Origin of the sequence: Ferruginibacter paludis (assembly GCF_030409685.1) — a bacterium.
Taxonomy (GTDB): domain Bacteria; phylum Bacteroidota; class Bacteroidia; order Chitinophagales; family Chitinophagaceae; genus Ferruginibacter; species Ferruginibacter paludis.
This window is the reverse complement of the sequence record NZ_JAUFQJ010000004.1, coordinates 403188-427458: the sequence shown is the minus strand read 5'-3', so window position 1 is coordinate 427458 and position 24271 is coordinate 403188. Positions and strand designations below refer to the sequence as shown.

Genomic DNA, 24271 nt, shown 5'->3' with positions numbered 1-24271 from the left:
CTGCAATCAATTTTATTCTTAACTTTTATTTTCAAAAAACGATACTGCTAAATATGAAAGAAAAATCAGGGCGCCGCTCGTTTATTAAAAATGTAAGCATGGGCAGCATCAGTGCTGCTATTCTGCCGGCAGGTCTTGCTACCGCCAGCGACGTACAGCCCGAAAATGAACCTGGCAAAAATCAAGCGCCGCAAAAAAATGGCAGGCCGTACAACACTGCGTACCAGGGTGCAAACCTTAACAGGGTGGCGTTTCCTTTGGGCGGCCTCGGTGCAGGTATGTTTTGTATGGAAGGTACAGGTGCTATCTCTCATATGTCGGTACGCAACAGGCCCGAAATATTTCATACTCCCAGCATGTTTGCAGCTATATCGGTTAAGGGGTTAAAAAACGGCGCTAAATTGTTGGAAGGGCCGGTACCCGATTGGAAGAAATTTGGTCAGCGCAGTGCGGGCAATGGTTCAGAAGGCGCTACCATCGGGTTGCCTCATTTTCATCATGCCAGCTTTACTACCCGGTTTCCATTTGGTCATATTGATCTCAGTGATAATGATGTCCCGCTTAAAATAAAATTGACTGGCTGGAGTCCTTTCGTTCCAACGGAAGATGATCAATCGGGCTTGCCTGTTGCCGCAATGGAATACCAGTTTACAAACACAGGCAAAACCACGGCAGAGGCCGTTTTTTCTTTTAACTCAAAAAATTTTTTAAAGATAGATGAAGGCAGGAATGCGATCAATTCTTTGGAACATGGATTTGCTTTAACAGAAGCTGGCACAACAGAAAAGCCACAACCATCCAGTTTTGCCATTTTTACAGATGATGCTGCTACAATAGTTGACCATTGCTGGTTCAGGGGTGGCTGGTGGGATCCGTTAACCATGGCCTGGAACACGGTGAAAACAGGCGAGGTGAAATCCGTAGCACCAGTTGAAAAAGATGCGCCGGGAGCTTCTTTGTATGTGCCCTTTTCCATCGCACCGGGTAAAGAAAAAACAATCCGGGTGATGATGGCCTGGTACACCCCCGACTCTGATTTAACTTTTGGTGATGTCGGTAAACGAAAAGAAAATTGCGATCCGGCCTCAGGTTGCTGTAACTCACCCGCTGATATAGGTTTGGATAAATATGATCATGATTTTGATGGTAAGTTTTACAAACCCTGGTACAGCAGCCGGTTTAAAAATGTGGAGGAAGTTGCTGCGCACTGGTTACAGCAATACGAAGCGTTGAAAAAAAATTCATTGCTGTTTACAAAAGCTTTTTATGCAAGCACATTGCCACCGGAAGTGATAGAAGCTGTGGCAGCTAACCTCACTATTTTAAAATCACCTACCATGATGCGCCAGTATGATGGCCGCTTATGGAACTGGGAGGGCTGTGGCGATGATGGTGGCTGCTGCCATGGAAGCTGCACGCATGTATGGAATTATACGCAGGCTGTAGCCCATCTGTTTCCTGCCCTCGAAAGAAGCTTACGCAACACAGAATTCTGCGAAAGCCAGGACGAAAAAGGCCATCAGAATTTCAGGGCAGTCTTGCCCATCAAGCCTGCTACCCATGAGTTTCATTCGGCTGCCGATGGACAGTTGGGAGGCATTATGAAAGTGTACAGGGAGTGGCGGGTAAGTGGTGATACCGGCTGGCTTAAAAAAATATTTCCCATGGTGCAAAAAAGTATGGACTACTGTATTGCTACGTGGGATCCGAGACATGTGGGTGTTATTGAAGAACCGCACCACAATACCTATGACATAGAATTTTGGGGCCCCGACGGCATGCACACCAGCTTTTATGTGGGCGCCTTGCAGGCCACCATTGAGATGGGGAAATTTTTAGGGAAAGATACCGCAGCTTACCAGCAGTTACACAGCAGCGCCAAAAAAATGATGGAAACCGCTTTGTATGATGGTGAATATTTTATCCAGCAGATAAAGGTAGAGGGGTTGAATGCAAAAAATCCAGCCACGGAAAAATCATTTGGCGGCGAATACTCGGCGGAAGCAAGAGAGTTGCTGGATAAGGAAGGTCCGAAATACCAGTATGGCAAAGGTTGTTTGTCTGATGGCATATTGGGTGCATGGATTGGCCGTATGTGTGGCCTCGAAGACACGATTGACCAGGCAAAAATTGCAAGCCATTTAAAAGCCATTCATAAATACAATTTAAAAGATAATTTAAGTGAACATGCCAATCCGCAACGTCCCGCCTATGCGGCTGGTGAGGAAGGTGGTTTGTTGTTATGTACCTGGCCCAAGGGTGGAAAATTATCTTTGCCCTTCGTATACAGCGATGAAGTATGGACGGGTATAGAGCACCAGGTTGCATCGCACTTAATGCTGATGGGCCATGTAAAAGAAGGATTGGAGGTTTTGCGGGCCTCCCGCGACCGCTACGATGGCCGTGTAAGAAACCCTTTCAACGAGTACGAATGCGGGCACTGGTATGCACGGGCCTTATCAAGTTATGGTTACCTGCAGGCGCTCACCGGCGTTCGGTATGATGGCGTTGATAAAACCTTGTTTGTAGATTCTAAAATAGGCGACTTTACTTCTTTCTTATCAACTGAAACCGGCTTTGGAACAGTCACATTAAAAGCCGGCAAAGTATCTGTGGATGTCGTATTCGGAAAAATAGATGTCAGCAAAATAATGGTAAGCGGTAAACAAATGCATGCATAATGGAAGTAGCAGCAAATTGCGTGGTATCTATCCGGTACATCATGGAAAATGAGGAAGGCGAAGTATTGGAAAATACCATGCAGGGCCAACCTGTTGCTTATTTGCACGGCGGTACTGGTATTTTGGAAATACTGCAGCGGCAATTGGAAGGGTTAAAGACGGGCGATAAAAAAACTGTGCATTTATCTGCTGAAGCTGGTTTAACAGAGCGCAGTTTTATTTTTGAAGTAATAGTGGATGATGTGCATGCAGCATCCAGCGAAGAATTGTTATTAGGCTACCCGGTCCAATTGCCGGTTACATTGTGTGATGCCGATTGTGACTGTTATACAGAAGTACACCAACATAAAAATGTACAATGAAAATTCATTTGTTAAGCGGGTTTTTGGGCGGTGGAAAAACTACAGCCATGCAGGCAGCTGCGAAGGCGCTGCTGCAGCACGACATCCATACAGGTGTTATTACAAACGACCAGGGAATTAAACTTGTAGATGGAGATTCTTTTAAAAGTACCGGCATCCCGGGCCGCCAGGTTACAGGAGGATGCTTTTGCTGTAATTTCGCTGCACTGGACAGCAGCATTCAATCGCTTGTTACCGCAAATAATACAGCCGTAATTTTTGCAGAGTCGGTTGGTTCCTGTACCGACATTGTTGCCACGGTTGTAAAGCCCTTACTGCAATTTTATCCTGCAGCGCAGGTAACCATTTCTGCCTTTGCAGATGTACGGCTGTTGCAGCTCATGCTGAATGGAGGAACGAATTTGTTTGATGAAACGGTAAACTACATTTATTTAAAACAACTGGAAGAAGCGGGCATTATTGTGGTTAATAAAACTGATCTCACTGATCAAACAACACTTGCTGAAATAAAGGTTTTGATGCAACAAAAATATCCGGCTAAAATTATATTGTATCAGAATTCACTGGATGAAAATGATATCCGGCAATGGATCGGCACGGTAAATAATGATCATTCATCCGGCAGCCTGGCATCACTGGATATCAGTTACGATACCTATGCAGCTGGTGAAGCAAAACTTGGCTGGCTCGACCAGGAACTTGAAATTCACAGCAGTGATAACAATGCATTGCAGCAGGCTGAAGACCTGGTCAATTTGATTAATAAAAAAATAACCGGGCAACAATATGCCATTGGTCATTTAAAGTTTCTTATCAATGCAACAGATAAAATTAGTTTTACCAATGATAAGGACCCTACGGTGAAATTAAAAAAAACGCCATCAACATTGGCCACTCTACTCATAAACGCAAGGGTACAAACAGATGCTGAAAATATCCTGCAACAGGTGTCAGCGGCTATAAAGGAAATTGAAAAAATATACGGATGTAAAATAGTTGTTTGTAGCCAGTCTGCCTTTCAGCCGGGTTATCCAAAACCATTATACAGATTGTGAAACGCCTGACTACTTTTCTTAACAAAAAAATTTCTCTTAATCTATATTTTGTAAATGAAAAAAATCAATGCGCAGCTGTTTTATTGCCTGGTAATAATTTCAGCCATTAGTTGTAACACAAAAAATAACGATGGCGGCTGGCCGCAATACAAAGGCTCTGATGCCAACATTCATTATTCTTCACTCACACAGGTTGACACCAGCAACGTTACGCAATTAAAACTGGCCTGGGAGTATCATGCCGGCGGCGTAGACACGACCAATCATTCGCAGATGCAATGCAACCCGATTATGATTGATGGTTTGTTGTACGGCGTTTCGCCCAACATGAAATTGTTTGCCATCGATGCGGTTACGGGTAAAGAAAAATGGCAGTTCAATCCCTTTGATTCGTTGAATGGCGACAGGCGCATGTTTTTTATTTTGAACAACTGCCGCGGGGTTACTTACTGGACGGATGGAAAAGAAGACAAGCGCATTTTGTACACTGCAGGCAGTAACCTTTATAGTGTGAATGCGCTGAATGGCAAACTGGTAAAGAGTTTCGGGCAAGATGGAAAGATAGACCTGCATGACGGGCTGGACAGGGATGTGAAGGATCTTTTTATCACCTCCACAACGCCTGGTATTGTTTTTAATGATCTCATTATTATGGGATCAAGGGTGGATGAAGGAGCCGCAGCTGCACCGGGACATATCCGTGCCTTCAATATTAAGACGGGTAAAAGAGCCTGGATATTTCATACCATACCACACCCGGGGGAAGCTGGTTATGAAAGTTGGGACGACAGTACAGCACATCATTTTATTGGTGGCGCCAATGTGTGGAGCGGTTTTAGTATGGATAAAGAAAGAGGCATTGTCTTCGCCTGCACCGGTTCAGCCAGCTATGATTTTTATGGTGGCAGAAGAACGGGCAATAATTTGTATGCAAATTCTATATTAGCACTGGATGCTGCAACAGGCAAATTGCGCTGGCATTTTCAAACGCTGCACCATGATGTTTGGGACAGGGATTTAAGTTCGCCGCCCATGCTGGTAACCATCACAAGGGAAGGTAAAAAAGTAGATGCATTGGCTGTCACTACAAAGTCTGGTTTTATATTTCTGTTTGACAGGGTCAGTGGAAAATCTCTTAACGAAATTGTTGAAACACCTGTACCTAATCAAAGCGATTTGGCAGGAGAAAAATTATCGCCTACGCAACCGGTGCCGTCATCACCTGCGCCGTTTATGCGCCAGCTCGTAACAGAAAAAGACCTCAATCCATTGCTGCCCGATTCATCTTACAACGAGGTTAAAAAAAGATGGGCTTCCTATAAAAATGATAACATGTTTAACCCACCTTCTTTGCAGGGAACAATTGTGTTTCCAGGCCTTGATGGTGGAGGAGAATGGGGCGGCCCAACCTTTGATCCAACCACGGGTTTATTGTACGTAAATGCAAATGAAATGGCCTGGGTAATTCAGGCGGTAGACATCAAAAACATTCCTGTCAAAGCAGAGAATTACCTGGAAGCCGGCACAAGATTGTATCGCTCCAACTGTATGACCTGTCATGGTCCGGAAAGAAAAGGCTCCGGCAATTTTCCTTCTCTTATCAACGTAGAAAAAAAATACACCGCAGCGTCTTTCGATACACTCATACAGAGTGGCCGCAGGATGATGCCCGCATTTAAACAACTGGACATGGTGGAAAGAAATGCCATCGCCTCTTTTGTATTGAACCTGCAACCACAGCAAAATAAAAAGTTTGTGGATACCGCAGCTGCTAAAAAGAATGATCCCTTTAAACTGCCTTATACAATTACGGGGTACAATAAATTTTTAAGTAAAGAGGGGCTGCCGGCCATTGCGCCACCGTGGGGAACTTTAAATGCAGTTGATCTTTCCACTGGTAAATATGTATGGAAAAAAACTTTTGGCAATGATCCTGCTTTTTCAAACGCCAAAGAACCTACAGGCGTTGAAAGCTATGGTGCATCAGTGGTTACCGCCGGTGGACTGTTATTTATAGCCGCAGCAAAGGATGGCAAATTGCGTGCTTACAATAAGCGGGATGGCAATTTATTATGGCAAGTCGATTTACCTGTTCCTGCATACGCAACACCCGCCATTTATTCAATCAACGGCAAACAGTTTATTGTAATTGCCTGCGGGGGCGGTAAAATGAATACAGCCTCCGGCGATAGTTATGTGGCTTATGCATTGCCTGACAAATAGTATAGGCGCTGGTTGCCAGCCCTCAAAAATAGTTAAAGTATAACCTTGGTTAAAAACAACGTAAATACCAATGATTGAAGACGTTTTTAGGGTGACCTTTAAGGACTATTTCTGGACACCTTATCCATTTATATTTTTATTGATGACCGCAATATTTAAAGGTTGTATTGCATCCAGGATTTTAAAAAAAGTAACTTTTGACTCCAGGATAGTTGGTGTTATTATTATCTCCAGTATCATTGGATACTTTATCGAATATTTTATTTCCGTTGCATTGAATGGCGGGCACATTATGTTGGTATGGATTCCCTGGGTTAAAATAATTGGCACGCAGGATTTATTTAATTATCTGGTAAGTTTTCCTTTAATTTTATTAGCGACTTTAATAATTGAAGGCTCAATTAACTTGCTTTTACTAAAACGAAGATCTACCTGGAAACAAATAGTAAAAATAACAACGTTGGTAAATATTGCAGCTGTCATCATTTTGATTATTCTATTTAACGGAATCATTTTTAATTTTATAAAAGGGGAGCCAGTTGGAACAATCATCGATTATCTTCCACCAATTAAACAGTAGAATAGCTATACATTTAATAGTTGGAAGTTTCCGGAGGTAAGTTCGGTATTGGATTTTAAAATGACTTCCCTTACGGTCAATAAATATCACACCGGATTAAAAAGGAAATCTTATAAATAATTGAAACCATTTAAATCTGAATAATGAAGATTCCAACAGTAGAAGGGATTATTGAAAGAAGAATACTGGTAAATTTTACGGTTGACCCTGGTATTATCGGCAAAATAATTCCGCCACCTTTCAGCCCCAAAATATATAAGGGCAAAGCGATTGTTGGTATTTGTCTGATCAGGCTTAAACATATGCGGCCAAAAGGGTTCCCTTATTTTACGGGTATCTCTTCAGAAAATGGCGCCCATAGAATTGCTGTTGAATGGACAGACAATGCAGTTTTGAAGGAAGGTGTATTTATCCCAAGAAGAGATACTTCATCCCGTATCAACAGCTTTGCCGGTGGCCGCCTTTTTCCGGGCCGTCATTTTTATGCACAATATGATGTAAAAGAATCGAACGGTAATTTTCATGTTGCTTTTAAAAGCGAGGACGGCACTTCTCTTTCAATTGATGCAAAGCAAGCAAAGGCATTTAATACTGATTCAATTTTTGGAAGCCTTGAAAATGCATCCGCTTTTTTTCAAGGTGGTGATACAGGGTATTCTCCCAATGGGGATCAATACGACGGACTTCAACTTAAAACACTAAATTGGAAAGTGGAACCGCTGCAAGTTTCAGCTGTTCAATCAAGTTATTTTGAAAATAGGAATAATTTTCCCGAAGGGGCGGTTCAGTTTGATAATGCGCTTTTGATGACCCGGGTGAAATACTAATGGCATTCGTTGGGAAAGAAAAGTCAGTGCGTTTAATGGCTTGTGATTTAAACCATACGATATTTTTAACGATTAGTAAATTAATATGAGATGAAAAAAATTGCCTTTGCTATCTGCTGTTGTTTATTGCTGATTCAGTCTTTTGCTCAAATAAAAACAATCACCCTTTCAAAAGAAAAACTGAATGATAAAATCCGTGGCGGCTGGGCCGGACAAACAATTGGTGTAACTTTCGGCGGACCGTATGAGTTTCGTTTTGACGGTACTTTTATTGGCGATTATCAATCGCTGTTATGGTATGATGGCTATTTAAAAAACACCATGCTCAACAACCCCGGTTTGTATGATGACCTGTATATGGACCTGACCTTTGTAGATGTGTTTGAAAAATACGGGCTGGATGCACCGCTAGATTCTTTTGCTAATGCCTTTGCCCACGCCGGTTATGCGCTGTGGCATGCTAACCAGGCCGGCCGTTATAATATCCTGCATGGCATGAAGGCGCCCATGTGCGGGCAATGGAAAAATAATCCGCATGCAGATTGTATCGACTACCAGATTGAAGCAGATTTTGCGGGCCTGATGAGCCCGGGTATGCCCAATACCGCTTCTGCCATCAGCGATAAAATTGGTCACATCATGAACTATGGAGATGGCTGGTATGGCGGTGTATTCGTTGGTGCGATGTATTCGATGGCCTTTACCTCCAACGATATTAATTATGTGGTGAGTGAGGCGTTAAAAACCATTCCAAAACAAAGTGAATTTTACCAGTGCATCAACGATGTGATTGGCTGGCATAAAAAATATCCGGCAGAATGGAAACAAACCTGGTTGGAAGTACAAAAGAAATGGGCCAATGATATCGGTTGCCCGGATGGGGTATTTGCACCGTTTAATATTGATGCAAAAGTGAATGCGGCTTATGTGGTAATGGGATTACTGTATGGAGAAAAAGACTTTACAAAAACACTGGAAATAGCCACCCGTTGCGGACAGGATGCGGATTGTAATCCATCAACAGCCGGCGGAATTTTAGGCGCCATCATGGGTTATGATAAAATACCAGCTTACTGGAAAATGGGTTTAAAGGAAGCGGAGAATATTCCGTTTAAATACACTACCATGAGCCTGGAGAACGTGTACACCACCGGCTTAAAACATGCGTTGCAGAATATAGAAAGAAACGGCGGTAAAATAAATGGTGACAATATTACTATTGCAGTGCAATCACCGAAGCCGGTAAAGATGGAAAAATCATTTGATGGTATTTACCCCGTTACAAAAATTCCGGTAAAATGGTCAGATGCTAAGGATGCACTGAACTTTGAATTTGAAGGAACGGGCTTTGTTTTAAAAGGAGAGACCGCTGCCTGGGCAAGCACAACGGATTTCGTTTTTTCTACCCAATTATTTATTGACGACAAGCTGGTGGAATCGCCGGAACTGCCCGCCAACTACACAACACGCCGTCATGAACTTTGCTGGAAATACGATCTTCCAAAAGGAAAACACAAAGTGCAGTTGAAAATAGTAAACCCGTCTAAGGAATTTAATTTTAATGCAGGTGAGGTAATAGTGTATTCTGATAAGCCTGTGAACGGATTGCTGGCTAATAAGAGATAAGTGAGTGGTGAATGGTGAGTGGTGAATAGCCAATAGTGAATAGGCAGTAATGAGTTGAGAGTAATCGTCCCGTGCCTGGTCCTTAATTAATCTTTCAAATTTTGATGCATAAAATAAAGCAGTTGAAAAAAGTATTAACCCTCACAATCTTATGTTGCCTTTTGCTGATAACAAGCCATGCAACGCCTTTACAGCCAGCTACACTTACCTGCGAATACATGGTCAACCCATTGGGGATTGATACAAAGACACCCCGCTTTAGCTGGACAATGAACAGCACGGAACGAAACCAGTTGCAGTCAGCTTATGAAATTATTGTAAGCGATCAGATGCAGGAATTACAACAGGGCAAAGGCGATCAATGGTCAACCGGCAAAATTATTTCGGCGCAAAGTATGCAGGTGGAGTATGCCGGCAAGCGGCTGCAGTCTTTTACGAAATATTACTGGCGTGTAAGAGTGGTCAACCAAAACAATGAAGCATCGGGCTGGAGTGACATCAATTCTTTTGAAACAGCCATACTCAGCGCAACTGATTGGACGGCCAAATGGATCAGTGATGATAGTAAGAACCCGGCAAAGGATGAAGACTATTATAAAGAAGACCGCATGCCATTGCTGAGAAAAGAATTCGCGGCCGGCAAAAAAATTGCCAGTGCCAGGTTGTACATCAGCGGGCTGGGTTATTATGAAGCATTTTTAAATGGTAAAAAGATCGGCGATCACGTGCTGGAACCCGGCTTTACTACTTATAAAAAGCAGGTGCTATATTCGGTGTACGATGTTACAGCGATGCTGGAAAAAGGAAACAATGTAGCAGGCATCATGCTTGGCAGCGGCTGGTGGAACCCTCTGCCGCTACGCATCTTCGGTCGATTCGATCTGCGTAAAATTCAGCAGACCGGCCGGCCATGCGTACTGGCAGAAATTCATATCACCTATACTGATGGTACAAAGCAAACAATCAATACTGATGATAGTTGGCAGACAGCGCCCGGCCCTGTGATACACAACAATGTATACCTCGGTGAAAAGTATGACGCCAGGCTGGAACAAAAAAACTGGAATACCATTGGCGCTGGAAAGGCCGGCTGGAAAAATGCAAGTATTACTACAGGCCCTTCAGGCATATTAACAGCGCAAATAGCGCCGCCCATCAGGATTACAAAAATCATCCGGCCGGTAAAGATTAATGAGCAGGGTAAGGATACTTTTATTGTTGACATGGGGCAGAATTTTGCCGGCGTTGCACGCATTAAAGTAAAGGGGCCAAAGGGAACCAAAATAACGATGCGGCTTGGCGAAGATGTGTGGCCGGACGGCAGATTGAATTTTATGACCTCCGTTGCGACCCAGTTAAAAAGCCCCGGCGCCGGTGGCCCCGGTGCGCCGGATATTGCCTGGCAGGAAGATGGTTATATTCTAAAAGGAAGCGGTACGGAAACCTGGCAACCACAATTTACATTTCATGGCTTTCGCTATGTGGAAATTGCCGGCTGGCCGGGCAAACCAACATTGGCGGATATTGAAGGTATGCGCATGAACAGCGATGTAGCACAGGAGGGCGATTTTAGTTGTTCCAACGAAATGTTTAACCAACTGCATAAAGTAATTCAGTGGACATTTCTCAGCAATATATTCAGTGTGCAATCTGATTGCCCGGCGAGGGAGAAGATGGGCTATGGCGCCGATATGGTGGTAAGCTCCAACGCATTTATTTATAATTACGGCATGGCAAATTTTTATACCAAAGCCGTAAGGGATTTTGCCAATGAACAACAGCCTGATGGCGGCATTACAGAGATAGCGCCGTTTACCGGTATTGCAGACAGGGGCTATGGCGGCGACTCCGGCCCGATGGGATGGGAGCTGGGTTATTCTTTTTTACAAAAGCAGTTGTATGATTTTTATGGAGATAAACAAGTCATCGAAAATAATTACCCGGCTTTTATGAAGCAAATGGAATTTCTGCAATCAAAAGCAAAAGACGATTTATTTTACTGGGACATTGGCGATCACGAAGCACTCGATACCAAACCTGATGCCTTCAGCGCTTCCTGTTTTTATTATCACCATGCAAAACTGGCCGAAGAATTTGCCGGCATTTTACATGAACAGGATGATTCGGTGAAATTTGCAAAGCTGGCCCGCAACATCAAAGAAGCCATCATCAGCAAATACAATGTGCGCAACACAGGCCGGTTTGACAATGCCACGCAAAGTGCCCAGACTTTGGCGCTGTGGTATGGCCTGGCACCTGAAAAAGATTCAGCGCTGGCGGTGCTGATGAGCGAATATGCAAGGCACAACATGCATTTATCCACCGGCATATTTTCTACTAAAATGATGTTTGATGTTTTAAGGGAAAACGACCGCAATGAGGTTGCCTATACCATCGCCAATCAAAAAACTTTTCCGGGTTGGGGCTTTATGCTGGCCAATGGCGCCACCACATTATGGGAAACCTGGGCGCCCACCGGCACCGTCTATTCGCAAAACCATCCTATGTTTGGCTCGGTAGATGAATGGTTTTACCGTTCCCTGCTGGGCATTAATCCTGCCGCACCCGGCTTTCAAAAAATTATTATCCATCCTCAACCTGTCAGCGACCTTACCCGGGCAAAGGGCAGCTACCAATGCATGTATGGCACTATCTTAAGTGACTGGAAAAAAAGCAGTAATGGCTTTGCATTGCATGCAGTAATACCCGTCAATACAACCGCATTGGTTTATGTACCCTGTAAAGAAAATGCAGTTGTGATGGAAGGTGCCAGTAAAGTAACTGTTGCACGTTACGAGCAGGGCTGTGCGGTGGTGGAGGTAGGTTCGGGTGAGTATTTTTTTAGGGTGGGAGAGTAAGTATGTAGAAATTTTTGATTCAATATATCCATTATAAAAAGTGTCGTTAGGTGTGAGCATACGCTGCGTGAGGCGCTTAAAGAAATGCTTAATTATTATAGCGTATTTTTAAAGAAATCTATCAATCTCAATCTGACGCAGAACTCCTGTCCTGATGCCAGGCGTTACTAATGCAACAATATAGAATGTAGCTCAGTTCTTTTGTTCCCGGTCTTCAATTCAAAAACTTCTCAGGCGAAGTCTCTGCACAAGTTATTTTAGTCCTATAACCAGCACAAGTTGCAGGACTCGCCACCTATCAGGGCAGTTTATTTGTTTACAACTCTTGCACTTTAGACGGGACAGCACTTTAATGATTTCGTCTAATAATATTTGTGTTTCCCTTCCCAATCTATGGCGAGTCCTTCTTAACTATTCTTTCTGATTGTTGGTTTAGACTTTGAAGAGATATCGCCTGGGAACTTTAAAATTTGGGAAGAAGGGGAAACCAGAAACGGAAGAAAAGGCAACTTATATATTTCCCCCCACCGGCAAAATATCAAACCAGATATTTATTTTACAACCCTGTCCAATGCCGGTATCAATGCATACCCTGCCCCCATATGCTTCGGCACGGTGCGTTATATTGTTAAGCCCAATGCCTCTTTTGGCCGTTTGTAAATCAAACCCTTTTCCGTTATCCGTTATTTCTACGGCTATTGAATCAGCAGACTGCTGGACTGTAATGCTGATTTTTGTAGCTTCCGCATGCCTGATGATATTACTGAATTGCTCTTGTACAATGCGATAAATATTGGTTTTTAAACCTTCGGGAATGGCAGCTTCGTTCAGTGCTAAATGTAGTTGAATCTTTGCATTCCCTGACGGATAGCTTTTTGAAAGTGCTTCAATGGATTCTTTTAAATTGTTATTACTGAGTGTAGGCGCAACAAGCGAAGCAGATAATTTTCTGATTTCTTCAAGCGCAACACCAAGTATATCCAATGCCGTTTTAATAAAGCCTTCGTTTTTACCGGAGCTTGTTTTCACCTGCCGGATATAAAGCCGTGACGCTGCCAGCAACTGGTTCACATTGTCATGTAATTCCATTCCAATTTGGGAACGGCTGCGTTCTTCCGCTTCAATAATTTCCTTTTGCCGGTTTAATTTCGACAGGTTTAATTCATCTTCAATTCTCAGTTTATCTGTTATATCGGTGATGGTAATCAAATACACATTGTGGCCCCTGTAAGTCATGGGAGTGATGGTGGGTTCTACCTGAATGATGTCACCATTCTTCCTTTTATGGCTCCGTATCGACCGGTCACCTGCATAATTGTTAATCAATTGATTTTTTAGTTTTGCATGTTCCTCTTCCACACGGATGTCAAAAAGGGATAATTTCAGGAATTCGGCTCTTGAATATCCATACAGTTTAATAGCAGTTTTATTGACCTCTAAAAACTGCATCGTTTTTTTATCTACTATGCCAACTGCAAAAGGGCTGGTATTGAAAAGTGTTTTATAAAGATGCTCTGATTCCCGGAGCGAATGGTCTATTTTCTTTTTTTCGGTAATGTCCTGCACAGTACCGAGGGCTCTTTTAAGATTTGCTTTTTTATCAAATTCAATCCGGGCTTCTTCGTTCACCCATTTTTCACCACTTTTTGTTATAATGCGATGTTCAATATGATATCTCCCGGTTTTCAAAGCCTGTTCCCATTTTTTGTCTACCAAATTCCTATCGTCAGGATGAACCGCTTCCAGGAATTTATTATAAGTCATTTTCGTCCCGGGAGCTATTTCAAAAATATGATAAGTTTCGTCAGACCATTCCAACTGGTTATCTCCGGATACATCCAGGTACCAACTGCCTGTTTTAGCAACCCGTTGTGCGTCTTTCAATTGTTTTGTCCGCTTTAATATTTCGTGTTGAACCTGCAGCAGTCTTGCTTCATTTTCTTTTTGCGCCGTAATCAAATTGCGGATAGAGAGGTATTGAAAAATGATGCCGTTTTGGTCAACGATAGGTGTAATGACAGTGTCAACCCAGTAGTAAGTTCCGTCTTTAGCTTTATTCTTTATTTCACCACGCCAGGCCTTGCCGGCGGCGATCATTTGCCACATGTGCCGGAAGAATTCCTTTTTGTGATAACCACTGTTGACCAACCGGTGATTTTGTCCCAACAACTCTTCAGCGCTATATTTTGATACCCTGATAAACATCTCGTTGACGTATACAATGTCTCCCTTTATATCCGTGATGGATACAATAGCAGCTTCATTTACAGCGGCCTGGTAGGCCGACAGCATTTGTACCATTTCAACAGACTGATGTACCGGGGAAGGAACTTTGCCCTTGTTGATTGATTTCATTTTAGATAAATGCTTTAACTAAAAGTAGGGCCAGGTAATAGTTTAAGGTATGATAGTGGGCAGGTACAAAGATGATAAAAATCAATAGCATCTTTTAGTATTTGCCCTGCTTATTTTAAAAAGAAGCAGGACCGTATTTATCCGTATGGAGGGTGGCTGATTTAAAATAAAGCGCAATAGCTTAACTGCTATAGCCGGTTTTGCCCGGAAGTATTTAAACTTACTGAGGATATAAAATAAGCGTTCAGACCGCATTTTATTTTCCGGAGAGGCGGTATTACCGGCAATAAAGATTGACAATTTTTCTTTTGGGATCCAATCATCTATTCCATACAGTAACCGGCGCAACGGTTGAGTAAGTATTATGGATTTAGTGGACACGGTTATATTCTTCATCGGGCACCGGCGTTAACCAATTTACTGCAACGCCTGCTTTAATATTGGTGATGGCAATATGGGTAAAATAGCTATCCCTTGTTGCACCATGCCAGTGTTCAACGCCGGATGGAATTACCACTACATCGCCTGTTGCGAGCGGCTTTGCCGGCTTTCCTTTTTCCTGGTAAAATCCTTTGTCGCTTGTCACCAGCAAAATTTGCCCGGCCGGATGGGTGTGCCAGTTGTTTCTGCAACCGGGTTCAAATGCTACATTTCCAATGGCATAACTGCCTGTTTCATCTTTCGGAACAAGGGTATTCAGCCAGGCAGTTCCGGTAAAATATTCAACAGGCGTTTTTTCACCTCTCGGGAAAATAGCCTTGTCATTTTCACTCATAAATTAATTTTTATAAGCCGGTGGATTTTTCCATAGCTTCTGTGTAACGGGTACCTGTTATTTGTATTTGTACAGAAGCTGTTTCAATTTCCAGCAATTCTTCCTTTGTTAATTCAATGGAAGCTGCGCCATTATTTTCTGCCAGGCGATGTGGCTTTGTTGTTCCCGGAATAGGTACAATCCATGGCTTTTGCGCCAGTACCCAGGCCAATGCAATCTGGGCGGTAGTCGCATTTCTTTTGGCTGCAAACTGACCGAGTAAATCCAGTAACACTTTATTGGCAACACGTGCTTCTTCTGTATAACGTGGCAGCATATTACGGATATCGCCTTCAGCAAATTGGGTAGTCTCATCTATTTTACCGGCTAAAAAACCTTTACCCAGCGGACTGAATGCCACTAAACCAATGCCTAATTCTTCTATCGTAGGAATGATTTCTTTTTCATGCTGTCTTGTCCACAGTGAGTATTCGCTCTGCAACGCTGTAACGGGCTGAACGGCATGCGCACGGCGGATTGTACTGGCACCAGCTTCTGACAAACCGAAGTGTTTTACCTTGCCTTCCTGAATCAGGTCTTTTACTGTACCGGCCACATCTTCAATCGGCACATTGGGATCCACCCGATGCTGGTACAACAAATCAATCACATCTAACCGCAACCTTTTCAGCGACGCTTCAGTCACCTTGCGGATGTTCTCCGGGCGACTGTTTACGCCTGCCATTTTTCCATCCACAATATTGAACCCGAATTTAGTGGCAATTACAACCTCACCCTTAAACGGTTCCAGCGCTTCACCAACCAGTGCCTCATTTGTAAAAGGGCCATATACTTCCGCAGTGTCAAAAAAGGTAACGCCCTGCTCTACGGCGGAACGGATCAGTGCAATCATCTCCGTTGTATCAGCCGCAGGTCCATAACCAAAGCTCATGCCCATACAACCCAGGCCGATGGCAGAAACCTGCAGGCCGGTGTTACCCAGTATTCTTTTTTTCATAATCATTCGTTTAAATAATAAAGCAAAGTTACAAAGCCGTAAAGCCATAGCATGATAAAAAAGAAACAACTTGTTATAAAAATCAAACAGGTTGTATTTCTTTTTATCATTTTATTTTCATCCCGGGCACAAGGGGATCGGCTGCTATGAGCTCAAGTGATTTGACCATTTCTTTTGTGCCCGTTTTGTATTTTATAAAGTGCAGTGTTTGTAAATGGGTTTTGTAGGCGGCTGTGTCAGCATAAATTTCCAAAATGGTAAGATGTGTTGGATGTTCTTTTTCAGCAACTGCATATAAGGTTAGTACGCCTGGTTCCAGGCGAACCGATGCTTCTATTTCTTCTGTCAATAAATCCTTATAGCTTTCAAGGTGTGCAGAATCGACCGCGATTTTTGCCAGCCGCACCATCTGCCTTTTTTCCCGTGCAAGGGCATGAGCACTCAACAACAATGCTATGATACACAAAATAAACGCCGGTGGTGAGTAACACCTTACATCATTTTTCATCTTTCGTTATTTTTTTGTATTTCCAGGTAAAAAGGAGATCGTAGTTACCGTATTTGTTTTAGTAGAATAGCAGTATGTTTTTTAAAGAAATGCCAGTCACAATGCCTGGATTAATGTGGCTGATTGTATTTGCTCCAGTACAAAAAACAGCCCTCTTCATCTTTTGGTGATTACAAAGGGCTGTTGTAAGATAATATAAGGGTTGTTTATTTGACCACTTTCACACGGTCGCCTTCTGCATCAAACATGCCCATAAGCGAACCAGTTACATGGTCGTCATCTTTTTTGTTCATCACCAGGTTTACATCGTAACCCTGGGCAGAAAAATAAACGGTGACAGTCGTGTCTGCTAACTCTACCTTATCAAGTTTTGCAATTTCTTTTCCCGTACTATCCTGTACCGCACCGGTCAATGAAGCATCTTTTTTGTCGAGTGTAAAAAACATTTTGGTATCACCCTGTGGAAGTGATTTTACGAGTACATTCCATTTACCCTCAAAGTAGGCAGCGCCGGTTTTAGTTTGGGCACTTGCGCAAAATGATAAAACCAATAAAAGTGTTGTAGTTAATATTGAATGTAGCTTTTTCATTTTGTAGTATTTAGCAGTTGGTTATGATGAAACTGAAGGCGGTTAAATCAATACAGCGTTTTCTTTAGATAGTTTAAACTATTGGTGACATTTTGAATCGGTTGCGGTGCACCATCCTGCTCTACAAAATAGTACTTCATACCGGATTCCTTTGCATTGTCAAAAATGTGTTTGAAGTCAACAACTCCGGAGCCCACTTCTGCAGGATTCATCGTGGCTTTATCCAGGTCTTTTACATGCCAGAGTGGGAAACGGCCGGGGTGCATTTTAAACAAGGCTACAGGATCTTGTTTGGCCTTGGTAGCCCAGGCAAGGTCCAGTTCCATCTTCACTAAATTCTTATCGGTGTTGGCAAGAATATAATCAAACGGGCGATGGCCTTCTACATCATCAAACTCGCTGGTGTGGTTGTGGTAGGCGAATTGTACACCTGCTTTTTTACAGGCTTCTCCCGCCTTGTTGAAAACATCCACCGCAGTTTTTATCTCATCCAAAGTACTTACGGGAATGCTGGAACACACCAGGTAACCAATGCCGCCTTCTGCTGCGGCATCCGCCAATTCATGGTGATTTTCTTTCAGGTTAAGTGACTTGGGCATATTCTTCATCCGGTCCCATATTTTTTCCATCCTGGCAGAATCTGCTGCTGTCTTGGCCATTTTCATGAGCGATTCCATGGTGAAAGCCGCACCGCCTACGTGGGCTGAACGCCAGGTCATGCCGGCATCTTTTATCATGGCCGCCAGTTCTTTTGGTTTGTAGCCATAAAAATTCCCTTTTTGCGAACCGGCGCTTTCCAGTTCTTTATACCCGATAGCAGCCAGCTGTAGCAAAGTACCTTTGGCATCTTTTGTCATCATATCCCCGAGGGTATATAATTGAAGTCCGGGTGATGGAAATGCTTTTTTACCGGTCAGTATTCCTGCTGCGGCGGAACGTGCAAGCAGCAAACCTGCTGCGGCCATGGTACCTGATTGAATAAATTTTCTTCTTTGCATGAATCGTTGTTTTTAAATGTAGATAGTTGTGTGATTAATTAATGGCTGTAAGCAACTGAGGTGATTGTTTAAAAGGCATTATAATCGTTGGTTAAATATACCCCTTTTATCAGATTAAATAATGGACGGTGTAATTCAGCTGGCAAAAAGATATTTTCAAAGTTGTTAAACCCGTATCCAAACCAAAAGGCAGTTTTCTTATCCGCTTGACGGTTTCAAAAATGCCATTGGTAAACGCAGTAAGCCAGGCTCGCCGACACTGTCTCCATCTGTAGCAAGCCTACCCTTTAGCTGTAAAATCTTTTGAGAAAGGCTGGTTATAAAATCGCTTGCCCATATTTTTATGTAAAGCATTTGCCACAGCACCAAAAACTGGTGGAAATGGCGGTTCGCCTAATCCGGTTGGATCAATATCATTCTCTACAAAATGCACTTCAATTTTCTTCGGCGCTTCTTTCATCCGGATCATGCGGTAGCGGTTAAAATTGTTCTGTTCTGCCGCGCCGTCTTTATGCGTTAAACCTCCGTACAAGGCATTGCCTATGCCATCCACTACCGCGCCTTGTACCATGTTGATGGCTGCATCGGGGTTAATCACCACACCACAATCCAATGCACTGAAAACCCGCTCCACATAAGGCTGACCATCTTTCTTTACCATATCCACCACATGCGCCGCATAGGAGTTATGGCAGAAATAAGCAGCTACACCACGACTGTATTTTTTATTCTCCGCTGCATTCCAGCCTGATTTTTCTTTTACCAGTTTTAATACGCCGGCATAACGGTCTGCATCGTATTCATTGTTTTTACCTACGGGATTTTCTTTTCCTCTTTTTAATAATTCCAGCCTGAAATCGATAGGATCTTTTCCCATGAATTCTGCCAGCTCATCTAAAAAGGATTGTTCGGATGCTGCATTAAAATTAGAGCCCGGTGCCCTGAATGCCCCGATGGTAATGTTGGAGGGGATTTCCCATCCTTCGGCGAGGTAGTTGTCAACCGTGCCTGCTGGAAACCTGTTTGGATGAACTGCATTCTCAGGAATGCCGCCGCCCTTTACATGAAAGGCAATTAAATTTTTATTGGCATCCAACGCTGCACGATAGGTAGCGGTGTACATCGGGCGATAGATACCGTACGTCATATCATCTTCGCGGCTATACACCAGTTTGATGGGTGCTTTTACTTTTTTAGAAATCAGTGCTGCTTCTATCACATAATGTCCATATGCACGCAGCCCAAAGCCGCCACCCATGCGGGCCATTTGTATGTCAATTTTATCAGCAGGCAGATTTAAAATTTTTGATACGGTAGGTTCTATCCAACCCGGCGCCTGGTGCGGCCCTACCAATAAAGCTTTGTCATCTGTAACATGTGCGAAAAAATTCATTGGCTCCATGCAGTTGTGTGCCAGGAAGGGGGCTGTGTAAGTTCTTTCTAAAATATGAGCTGCATTTTTAAAGGCAGTTTCCGGATCGCCATCTTTGCGTAATTGTTTGGCTGGTTGCTTTGCCATTTGTGCCATTTTTGCCAATTGTGTGGTGCTGCTTTCAAGCCCAGCTGGTATGGTGACTTCATTTTTGCCACGAAAACCTGCGATGGTTTCTTTGTGCTCGCTGATAGGCTCCCAGGTTACTTTTAGTTTTTTGCGTGCATTCATCACTTGCCAGGTGGTGTTGCCCACTACTACCAGCAAATCATTAAAGGTACGGGTATCAAAACCAGCCTGTTCGTAATTATCTTCAAACATTTTGATGCTAAATACATCTTTAATGCCCGGCATCTTCAACGTGTCTGTTGCATCAAATGATTTTAATTTCATCCCGAATGCATGCGGATGCTCAATCATCGCAACCAGCATTCCATCCTGTTTGTAATCCATACCGAACAGTGGCTTACCGGTCACAATTTTAACCCCTTCAACATTTTTCTTTGAGTTGCGCACGGTATTAAAACTCTTTATGTCTTTCAGCTTTACACCTTTGGGTATAGCAATGGCGGAAGCCTTTGATGCAAACGAACCATACGTTCCCGACTTGCCGCTCTTTTCATGGTACAACGTTCCCGCCTTGGTGGTAATTTCTTCTATCGGCACACCCCAGGTTTGTGCCGCGGCCTGCATCAGCATATTGCGGGCGGCGGCGCCTGCTTCTCTCAGTGGCTTCCAGTACATTCTCACTGAGTTACTGCCACCCGTGAATTGAGGGCCTAATTTCAGGTTGTTATGCGGCCCCATTTCTACCATTATTTTTTGCCAGTCTACATCCAGTTCTTCTGCAATAATCATGGGTAGCGAGGTCATTACATTCTGACCAAACTCCGGGTTGGGGTTCAGAATTTTTATGAGGTTATCCGGTGTAATTTTTATGTAGCCGGTTACTTCGCTCCATTCTTCTGACCCATTCACCCCGGTTGTTTTACCATCAAAGTTGAATTTTGCCAGCCCGCTAAAATGAATCATCAGTCCGCCGCCTGCAAGCAAAGACGATTTTAAAAATGAACGCCTGCTATGGTTTGTTGTATTGTTTTCCATGTTGAGTGCTTTGAATTGTAAGAAGAGTATTTTACACAATATTTTATTGTTGTTTTGCCGCAGTCTGTATGGCTTCCCTGATGCGCACGTAAGTACCACACCGGCAGATATTACCGCTCATCGCGGTGTCAATTTGCGCCTCTGTTGGATGGGGGTTTGCTTTTAACAAGGCAGCCGCTGTCATGATCTGCCCCGTTTGGCAATAACCACATTGCGCCACATCATGCTCCAGCCAGGCTTTTTGTACGGGATGATCTCCGTTTTCAGAAAGGCCTTCAATGGTGGTAATTTCTTTATTACCTACAGCCACTACCGGCAATTGGCAAGACCGCACAGCAACACCATTGACGTGTACAGTGCATGCGCCGCACATGGCAACGCCACAACCATATTTTGTACCCGGCATATCCAGGTGCTCTCTTAAAACCCACAGCATGGGTGTTGCCGGGTCTACATCAACCTGTTTGGTTTGCCCGTTAATTTTTAAGTTATAAACAGCCATTGTGTAAAATTTATTGGTGAAGCTAAAGTAGTTTGTTTTTTTATTGTCTGAGGGCTTTTATCATTGCAGGTGTAACTGCACCAGGTATTTTATTGCCCCAGCTATTTTTACTATAATTCAATACGTCAGCAATTTGTTCATCCGTTAAATAATCCTGCGCTGGCATCGCAATACTGTATTTTTTGCCATTCACAGTTATTTCTTCTGTTTGCCCTTTTAGAATAATATTGATGAGTGTTTTGTTTGGCTTTTTCAGGTAATCTGCTTTAGCCAAAGGAGGATTTACTTCAGGCATTCCCTTTCCATCTTCCATGTGACAATTCTGGCATTGCAACGCATATACTTCTTTGCCCCGTTTAATGCTTTCACTCAGCTTTTGATTGGGCAAGAAACTGCTGAGCATAAAAATTGCAGGCGCTACTAAGGCAATCGTAACAATTTTTTTCATCGGTTAAATTTATCGTTTTTTAATGACAACTATTCAACTACTGTTACTTTAATCTTTTGCAACCACTGCTTTACTTTTATTGCAGCTGCTGTTGCTTTTTCATCTTTGATGGCGAGCTTTATCCCATCTCGTTCTATACCACCCTTTATTTCAAAACCTTCCAGCACCTTACTATTGGGGCACAATTCTTTTACTGTTTCAAAACCGCTACCTACGCCATACCCAGCATTGGTATTAAAAGGAATCACGGCTTTTCCGGCGAAGTTATATTGATGCAAAAAACTTTTCATCGGCGGCGGCATCTTCATATCCCAGGTAGGGAAACCGACAAATACCATATCATATTTTTCAATGCTGTCGATGATGGTTTTTAACGGCGGCAGATACCCTGTTTCATTTTCGTTCACTACCTGTTGCACTGTTTGCCGGTAATTCTCAGGATAAGGTTTTTGCAACTCAATTGCGACCAATTTTCCACCCACATTTCGCTGGATGATTTCAGCGATCACTTTTGTGTTGCCGGTACGTGATAAATAAACAATTAAAATATTTTTTGTTGATACTTGTTGCGCATGCATGCAAACTGAATTAAAAACCAATCCAATCACCATTGACAGCATCAACGTAGTTTTCATGATATTTTATTTTTTTGGTGGCGCTTCCACTCCCGAAAGGGATGCTACAAAGGATGGCAATCGTTCTCCCTTTATTTGAATAGCGGCTATCTCTGTATTAAACTGCTTCAATTCATCAGCCGTAAACTTTACTTCATAAGCAGCGGTATTTTCCAGCATATGTGCCATCTGTGTAGTACCCGGTATAGGCACAATCCATGGCTTTTGGTGCAGCAACCAGGCAAGTGAAATCTGGCCTGGTGTGGCCTGTTTTTTCTCCGCCCATTTTTTCAATACTTCCACTAAGGCCAGGTTATTCGTTATGTTCTCAGGCGAGAACCTGGTTTCACCACCACGGATATCACCCTGTGCAAATTTCGTATTGGCATCAATAGCACCCGTTAAAAATCCTACACCAAGTGGACTCCAGGGAACGAAACCGATACCTAATTCTTCGCAAAGCGGAATAATTTTTTCTTCGGGCCCACGCCATAAAAGTGAATACTCATTTTGGATAGCGGTAACAGGATGAACAGCATGTGCCCGCCTTACAGTTTGCACGCCCGGCTCAGAAAGACCATAATGCAAAACCTTTCCTTCTTTGATCAGGTCTTTGATGACGCCTACTACATCTTCTATAGGAACCTGTGGGTCTACCCGGTGCTGGTACAGTAAATCAATACGATCGGTGCGAAGGCGTTTCAACATTCCTTCAACGGCTTTTTTTATGTGCTCAGGATTGCTGTTCAATCCGGGCTGACTCCATTGCCCCGTTTCAGGGTCGATGTTCCAGCCGAATTTTGTTTCAATTACAATTTTATTCCGAAAGGGAGCCACAGCTTCACCTAAAATCTTTTCGCATTCCAAAGGCCCGTAGGCTTCGGCAACATCAAATAACGTTACACCCTTGTCGTAAGCTGTCCGGATGATATTGTGCATTTCAGTTCTGGAAGGAATAGTAGTTTGGTAAGTCCGGCTCATATTCTGTACACCAAGGCCAATGCAGGAAACTTCTAATTTTGCGCCCAGCTTACGCTTACCGGGGGTTGTTGATGAAGTGTTCTGTTGTACCAAACCACCAATACCGGTTTCCTGGCCTGGTATCCGGGCTCCGGCAGCTGAAGCCAACAAAGTGCCTCCGGCCAATGTCAATCCGTTCTTAAATAATTTACGACGATCCATATTTTTAATTTTAGTGTTGTGCAGCTGGCTATTTATTTCAGTTGCACCGGCCTGCGTAAGTGAGAAAAAGTGAGTGAGCCCATCTTCCATTTACCTTTTTCTTTGATGTAGACTTCTGTCACCATAAACGGGTTGACAACTTCGTTGCCGCCTACTACTGCTACCAGGTCAATGTCATTGAGCAGGATGGCTGTGTTACCAAACATATTTACTACAACTGAATAAACTTCGGCTTTCTTATACCAGATACCACCGCTTTTTATCGTACCCAACTCCTGTGTTTTTCCCCAGGTTCCACCCATGTGGATGAACATAGATTTTTCATCAAAGAGAACACCCAAAGAATCGACATTCTTATCAGCCATCCAATCCCATTTCTTTTTTGAAAGATTGATTACTTCCTGTTGTTCCGGTGTGTTACTGGTAGATGTTTTAATTGTTTCTGTTGGTGGCTGCTGCGCATAGGAGGACAGCGTGGTTAAAACACCCACACACAGCCCGATAATTTTTACTTTCATATAGTTTTTATTTAAGTTGATAATTGATTTTTTAAT

20 protein-coding genes are annotated in these 24271 nt (G+C 43.1%); 8 read left to right on the top strand and 12 right to left on the bottom strand.

From position 1 onward, the window contains the following. Nucleotides 1–53 precede the first annotated feature (53 nt). The 8 genes from QWZ08_RS07565 (at nucleotide 54) to QWZ08_RS07530 (ending at nucleotide 12212) form a co-directional block, all read left to right on the top strand. Nucleotides 54–2681, top strand: a complete 2628-nt coding sequence (locus tag QWZ08_RS07565; RefSeq protein WP_290336705.1) for a GH116 family glycosyl hydrolase — start codon at nucleotides 54–56, stop codon at nucleotides 2679–2681. Beyond that, nucleotides 2681–3043 (top strand): FKBP-type peptidyl-prolyl cis-trans isomerase, encoded by a 363-nt coding sequence (locus tag QWZ08_RS07560; protein ID WP_290336704.1) that lies wholly within the window; start codon nucleotides 2681–2683, stop codon nucleotides 3041–3043. The genes QWZ08_RS07565 and QWZ08_RS07560 overlap by 1 nt, the downstream gene beginning before the upstream one ends. Beyond that, nucleotides 3040–4098, top strand: a complete 1059-nt coding sequence (locus QWZ08_RS07555) for a GTP-binding protein (protein WP_290336703.1) — start codon at nucleotides 3040–3042, stop codon at nucleotides 4096–4098. The genes QWZ08_RS07560 and QWZ08_RS07555 overlap by 4 nt, the downstream gene beginning before the upstream one ends. Before the next feature lie 54 nt (nucleotides 4099–4152). Next, on the top strand, nucleotides 4153–6321 hold the full coding sequence (locus QWZ08_RS07550) for an outer membrane protein assembly factor BamB family protein (protein ID WP_290336701.1): 2169 nt from the start codon (nucleotides 4153–4155) through the stop codon (nucleotides 6319–6321). A gap of 70 nt (nucleotides 6322–6391) precedes the next feature. Then, nucleotides 6392–6901 carry a hypothetical protein gene (locus QWZ08_RS07545; protein WP_290336699.1) on the top strand — a complete coding sequence of 170 codons (510 nt, stop codon included), beginning with the start codon at nucleotides 6392–6394 and terminating at the stop codon, nucleotides 6899–6901. A 143-nt stretch (nucleotides 6902–7044) separates the two neighbouring features. Next, nucleotides 7045–7728, top strand: a complete 684-nt coding sequence (locus tag QWZ08_RS07540) for a DUF2071 domain-containing protein (RefSeq protein WP_290336697.1) — start codon at nucleotides 7045–7047, stop codon at nucleotides 7726–7728. Nucleotides 7729–7818: 90 nt separating this feature from the next. Then, a complete protein-coding gene (locus tag QWZ08_RS07535) occupies nucleotides 7819–9354 on the top strand; it encodes an ADP-ribosylglycohydrolase family protein (RefSeq protein WP_290336696.1) in 1536 nt (511 codons plus the stop codon). A 122-nt stretch (nucleotides 9355–9476) separates the two neighbouring features. After that, nucleotides 9477–12212, top strand: a complete 2736-nt coding sequence (locus tag QWZ08_RS07530; RefSeq protein WP_290336695.1) for a family 78 glycoside hydrolase catalytic domain — start codon at nucleotides 9477–9479, stop codon at nucleotides 12210–12212. 510 nt (nucleotides 12213–12722) lie between these two features. Here QWZ08_RS07530 and QWZ08_RS07525 read toward each other — a convergent pair. The 12 genes from QWZ08_RS07525 to QWZ08_RS07470 form a co-directional block, all read right to left on the bottom strand. Then, the gene (locus QWZ08_RS07525) at nucleotides 12723–14567 is read right to left on the bottom strand and encodes a sensor histidine kinase (protein ID WP_290336694.1); all 1845 of its coding nucleotides are present in this window, start codon (nucleotides 14565–14567) and stop codon (nucleotides 12723–12725) included. A 370-nt stretch (nucleotides 14568–14937) separates the two neighbouring features. Then, complete coding sequence (locus tag QWZ08_RS07520) at nucleotides 14938–15342, bottom strand: (R)-mandelonitrile lyase (protein ID WP_290336693.1); 405 nt, start codon at nucleotides 15340–15342, stop codon at nucleotides 14938–14940. A gap of 10 nt (nucleotides 15343–15352) precedes the next feature. Beyond that, nucleotides 15353–16339, bottom strand: coding sequence for an aldo/keto reductase (locus QWZ08_RS07515; protein ID WP_290336692.1), 987 nt, complete (start codon nucleotides 16337–16339; stop codon nucleotides 15353–15355). A gap of 106 nt (nucleotides 16340–16445) precedes the next feature. Further along, a complete protein-coding gene (locus tag QWZ08_RS07510; protein ID WP_290336691.1) occupies nucleotides 16446–16847 on the bottom strand; it encodes a putative quinol monooxygenase in 402 nt (133 codons plus the stop codon). A 206-nt stretch (nucleotides 16848–17053) separates the two neighbouring features. Continuing rightward, nucleotides 17054–17437, bottom strand: coding sequence for a hypothetical protein (locus tag QWZ08_RS07505; protein WP_290336690.1), 384 nt, complete (start codon nucleotides 17435–17437; stop codon nucleotides 17054–17056). A gap of 47 nt (nucleotides 17438–17484) precedes the next feature. Further along, nucleotides 17485–18435 (bottom strand): sugar phosphate isomerase/epimerase family protein, encoded by a 951-nt coding sequence (locus tag QWZ08_RS07500; protein ID WP_290336688.1) that lies wholly within the window; start codon nucleotides 18433–18435, stop codon nucleotides 17485–17487. 280 nt (nucleotides 18436–18715) lie between these two features. After that, on the bottom strand, nucleotides 18716–20971 hold the full coding sequence (locus tag QWZ08_RS07495; RefSeq protein WP_290336687.1) for a xanthine dehydrogenase family protein molybdopterin-binding subunit: 2256 nt from the start codon (nucleotides 20969–20971) through the stop codon (nucleotides 18716–18718). Between the two features lie 43 nt (nucleotides 20972–21014). After that, nucleotides 21015–21473 (bottom strand): (2Fe-2S)-binding protein, encoded by a 459-nt coding sequence (locus QWZ08_RS07490; protein WP_290336686.1) that lies wholly within the window; start codon nucleotides 21471–21473, stop codon nucleotides 21015–21017. Between the two features lie 40 nt (nucleotides 21474–21513). Beyond that, complete coding sequence (locus QWZ08_RS07485; RefSeq protein ID WP_290336685.1) at nucleotides 21514–21921, bottom strand: c-type cytochrome; 408 nt, start codon at nucleotides 21919–21921, stop codon at nucleotides 21514–21516. A 29-nt stretch (nucleotides 21922–21950) separates the two neighbouring features. Then, nucleotides 21951–22556: a flavodoxin gene (locus QWZ08_RS07480; RefSeq protein WP_290336684.1), complete on the bottom strand. Its 606-nt coding sequence runs from the start codon at nucleotides 22554–22556 to the stop codon at nucleotides 21951–21953. A 6-nt stretch (nucleotides 22557–22562) separates the two neighbouring features. Continuing rightward, nucleotides 22563–23717: an aldo/keto reductase gene (locus QWZ08_RS07475; RefSeq protein WP_290336682.1), complete on the bottom strand. Its 1155-nt coding sequence runs from the start codon at nucleotides 23715–23717 to the stop codon at nucleotides 22563–22565. A 32-nt stretch (nucleotides 23718–23749) separates the two neighbouring features. Continuing rightward, nucleotides 23750–24235 carry a nuclear transport factor 2 family protein gene (locus tag QWZ08_RS07470; protein ID WP_290336680.1) on the bottom strand — a complete coding sequence of 162 codons (486 nt, stop codon included), beginning with the start codon at nucleotides 24233–24235 and terminating at the stop codon, nucleotides 23750–23752. Between the last annotated feature and the right edge of the window lie 36 nt (nucleotides 24236–24271).

Coding starts and splice junctions, on each gene's coding strand:
- QWZ08_RS07520 (WP_290336693.1), bottom strand. CDS start 15,342: ATGAGTGAAAATGACAAGGCTATTTTCCCGAGAGGTGAAAAAACGCCT.
- QWZ08_RS07470 (WP_290336680.1), bottom strand. CDS start 24,235: ATGAAAGTAAAAATTATCGGGCTGTGTGTGGGTGTTTTAACCACGCTG.
- QWZ08_RS07490 (WP_290336686.1), bottom strand. CDS start 21,473: ATGGCTGTTTATAACTTAAAAATTAACGGGCAAACCAAACAGGTTGAT.
- QWZ08_RS07510 (WP_290336691.1), bottom strand. CDS start 16,847: ATGAAAAATGATGTAAGGTGTTACTCACCACCGGCGTTTATTTTGTGT.
- QWZ08_RS07565 (WP_290336705.1), top strand. CDS start 54: ATGAAAGAAAAATCAGGGCGCCGCTCGTTTATTAAAAATGTAAGCATG.
- QWZ08_RS07525 (WP_290336694.1), bottom strand. CDS start 14,567: ATGAAATCAATCAACAAGGGCAAAGTTCCTTCCCCGGTACATCAGTCT.
- QWZ08_RS07515 (WP_290336692.1), bottom strand. CDS start 16,339: ATGAAAAAAAGAATACTGGGTAACACCGGCCTGCAGGTTTCTGCCATC.
- QWZ08_RS07480 (WP_290336684.1), bottom strand. CDS start 22,556: ATGAAAACTACGTTGATGCTGTCAATGGTGATTGGATTGGTTTTTAAT.
- QWZ08_RS07555 (WP_290336703.1), top strand. CDS start 3,040: ATGAAAATTCATTTGTTAAGCGGGTTTTTGGGCGGTGGAAAAACTACA.
- QWZ08_RS07485 (WP_290336685.1), bottom strand. CDS start 21,921: ATGAAAAAAATTGTTACGATTGCCTTAGTAGCGCCTGCAATTTTTATG.
- QWZ08_RS07500 (WP_290336688.1), bottom strand. CDS start 18,435: ATGCAAAGAAGAAAATTTATTCAATCAGGTACCATGGCCGCAGCAGGT.
- QWZ08_RS07540 (WP_290336697.1), top strand. CDS start 7,045: ATGAAGATTCCAACAGTAGAAGGGATTATTGAAAGAAGAATACTGGTA.
- QWZ08_RS07550 (WP_290336701.1), top strand. CDS start 4,153: ATGAAAAAAATCAATGCGCAGCTGTTTTATTGCCTGGTAATAATTTCA.
- QWZ08_RS07535 (WP_290336696.1), top strand. CDS start 7,819: ATGAAAAAAATTGCCTTTGCTATCTGCTGTTGTTTATTGCTGATTCAG.
- QWZ08_RS07545 (WP_290336699.1), top strand. CDS start 6,392: ATGATTGAAGACGTTTTTAGGGTGACCTTTAAGGACTATTTCTGGACA.
- QWZ08_RS07475 (WP_290336682.1), bottom strand. CDS start 23,717: ATGGATCGTCGTAAATTATTTAAGAACGGATTGACATTGGCCGGAGGC.
- QWZ08_RS07505 (WP_290336690.1), bottom strand. CDS start 17,437: ATGAAAAAGCTACATTCAATATTAACTACAACACTTTTATTGGTTTTA.
- QWZ08_RS07495 (WP_290336687.1), bottom strand. CDS start 20,971: ATGGAAAACAATACAACAAACCATAGCAGGCGTTCATTTTTAAAATCG.
- QWZ08_RS07560 (WP_290336704.1), top strand. CDS start 2,681: ATGGAAGTAGCAGCAAATTGCGTGGTATCTATCCGGTACATCATGGAA.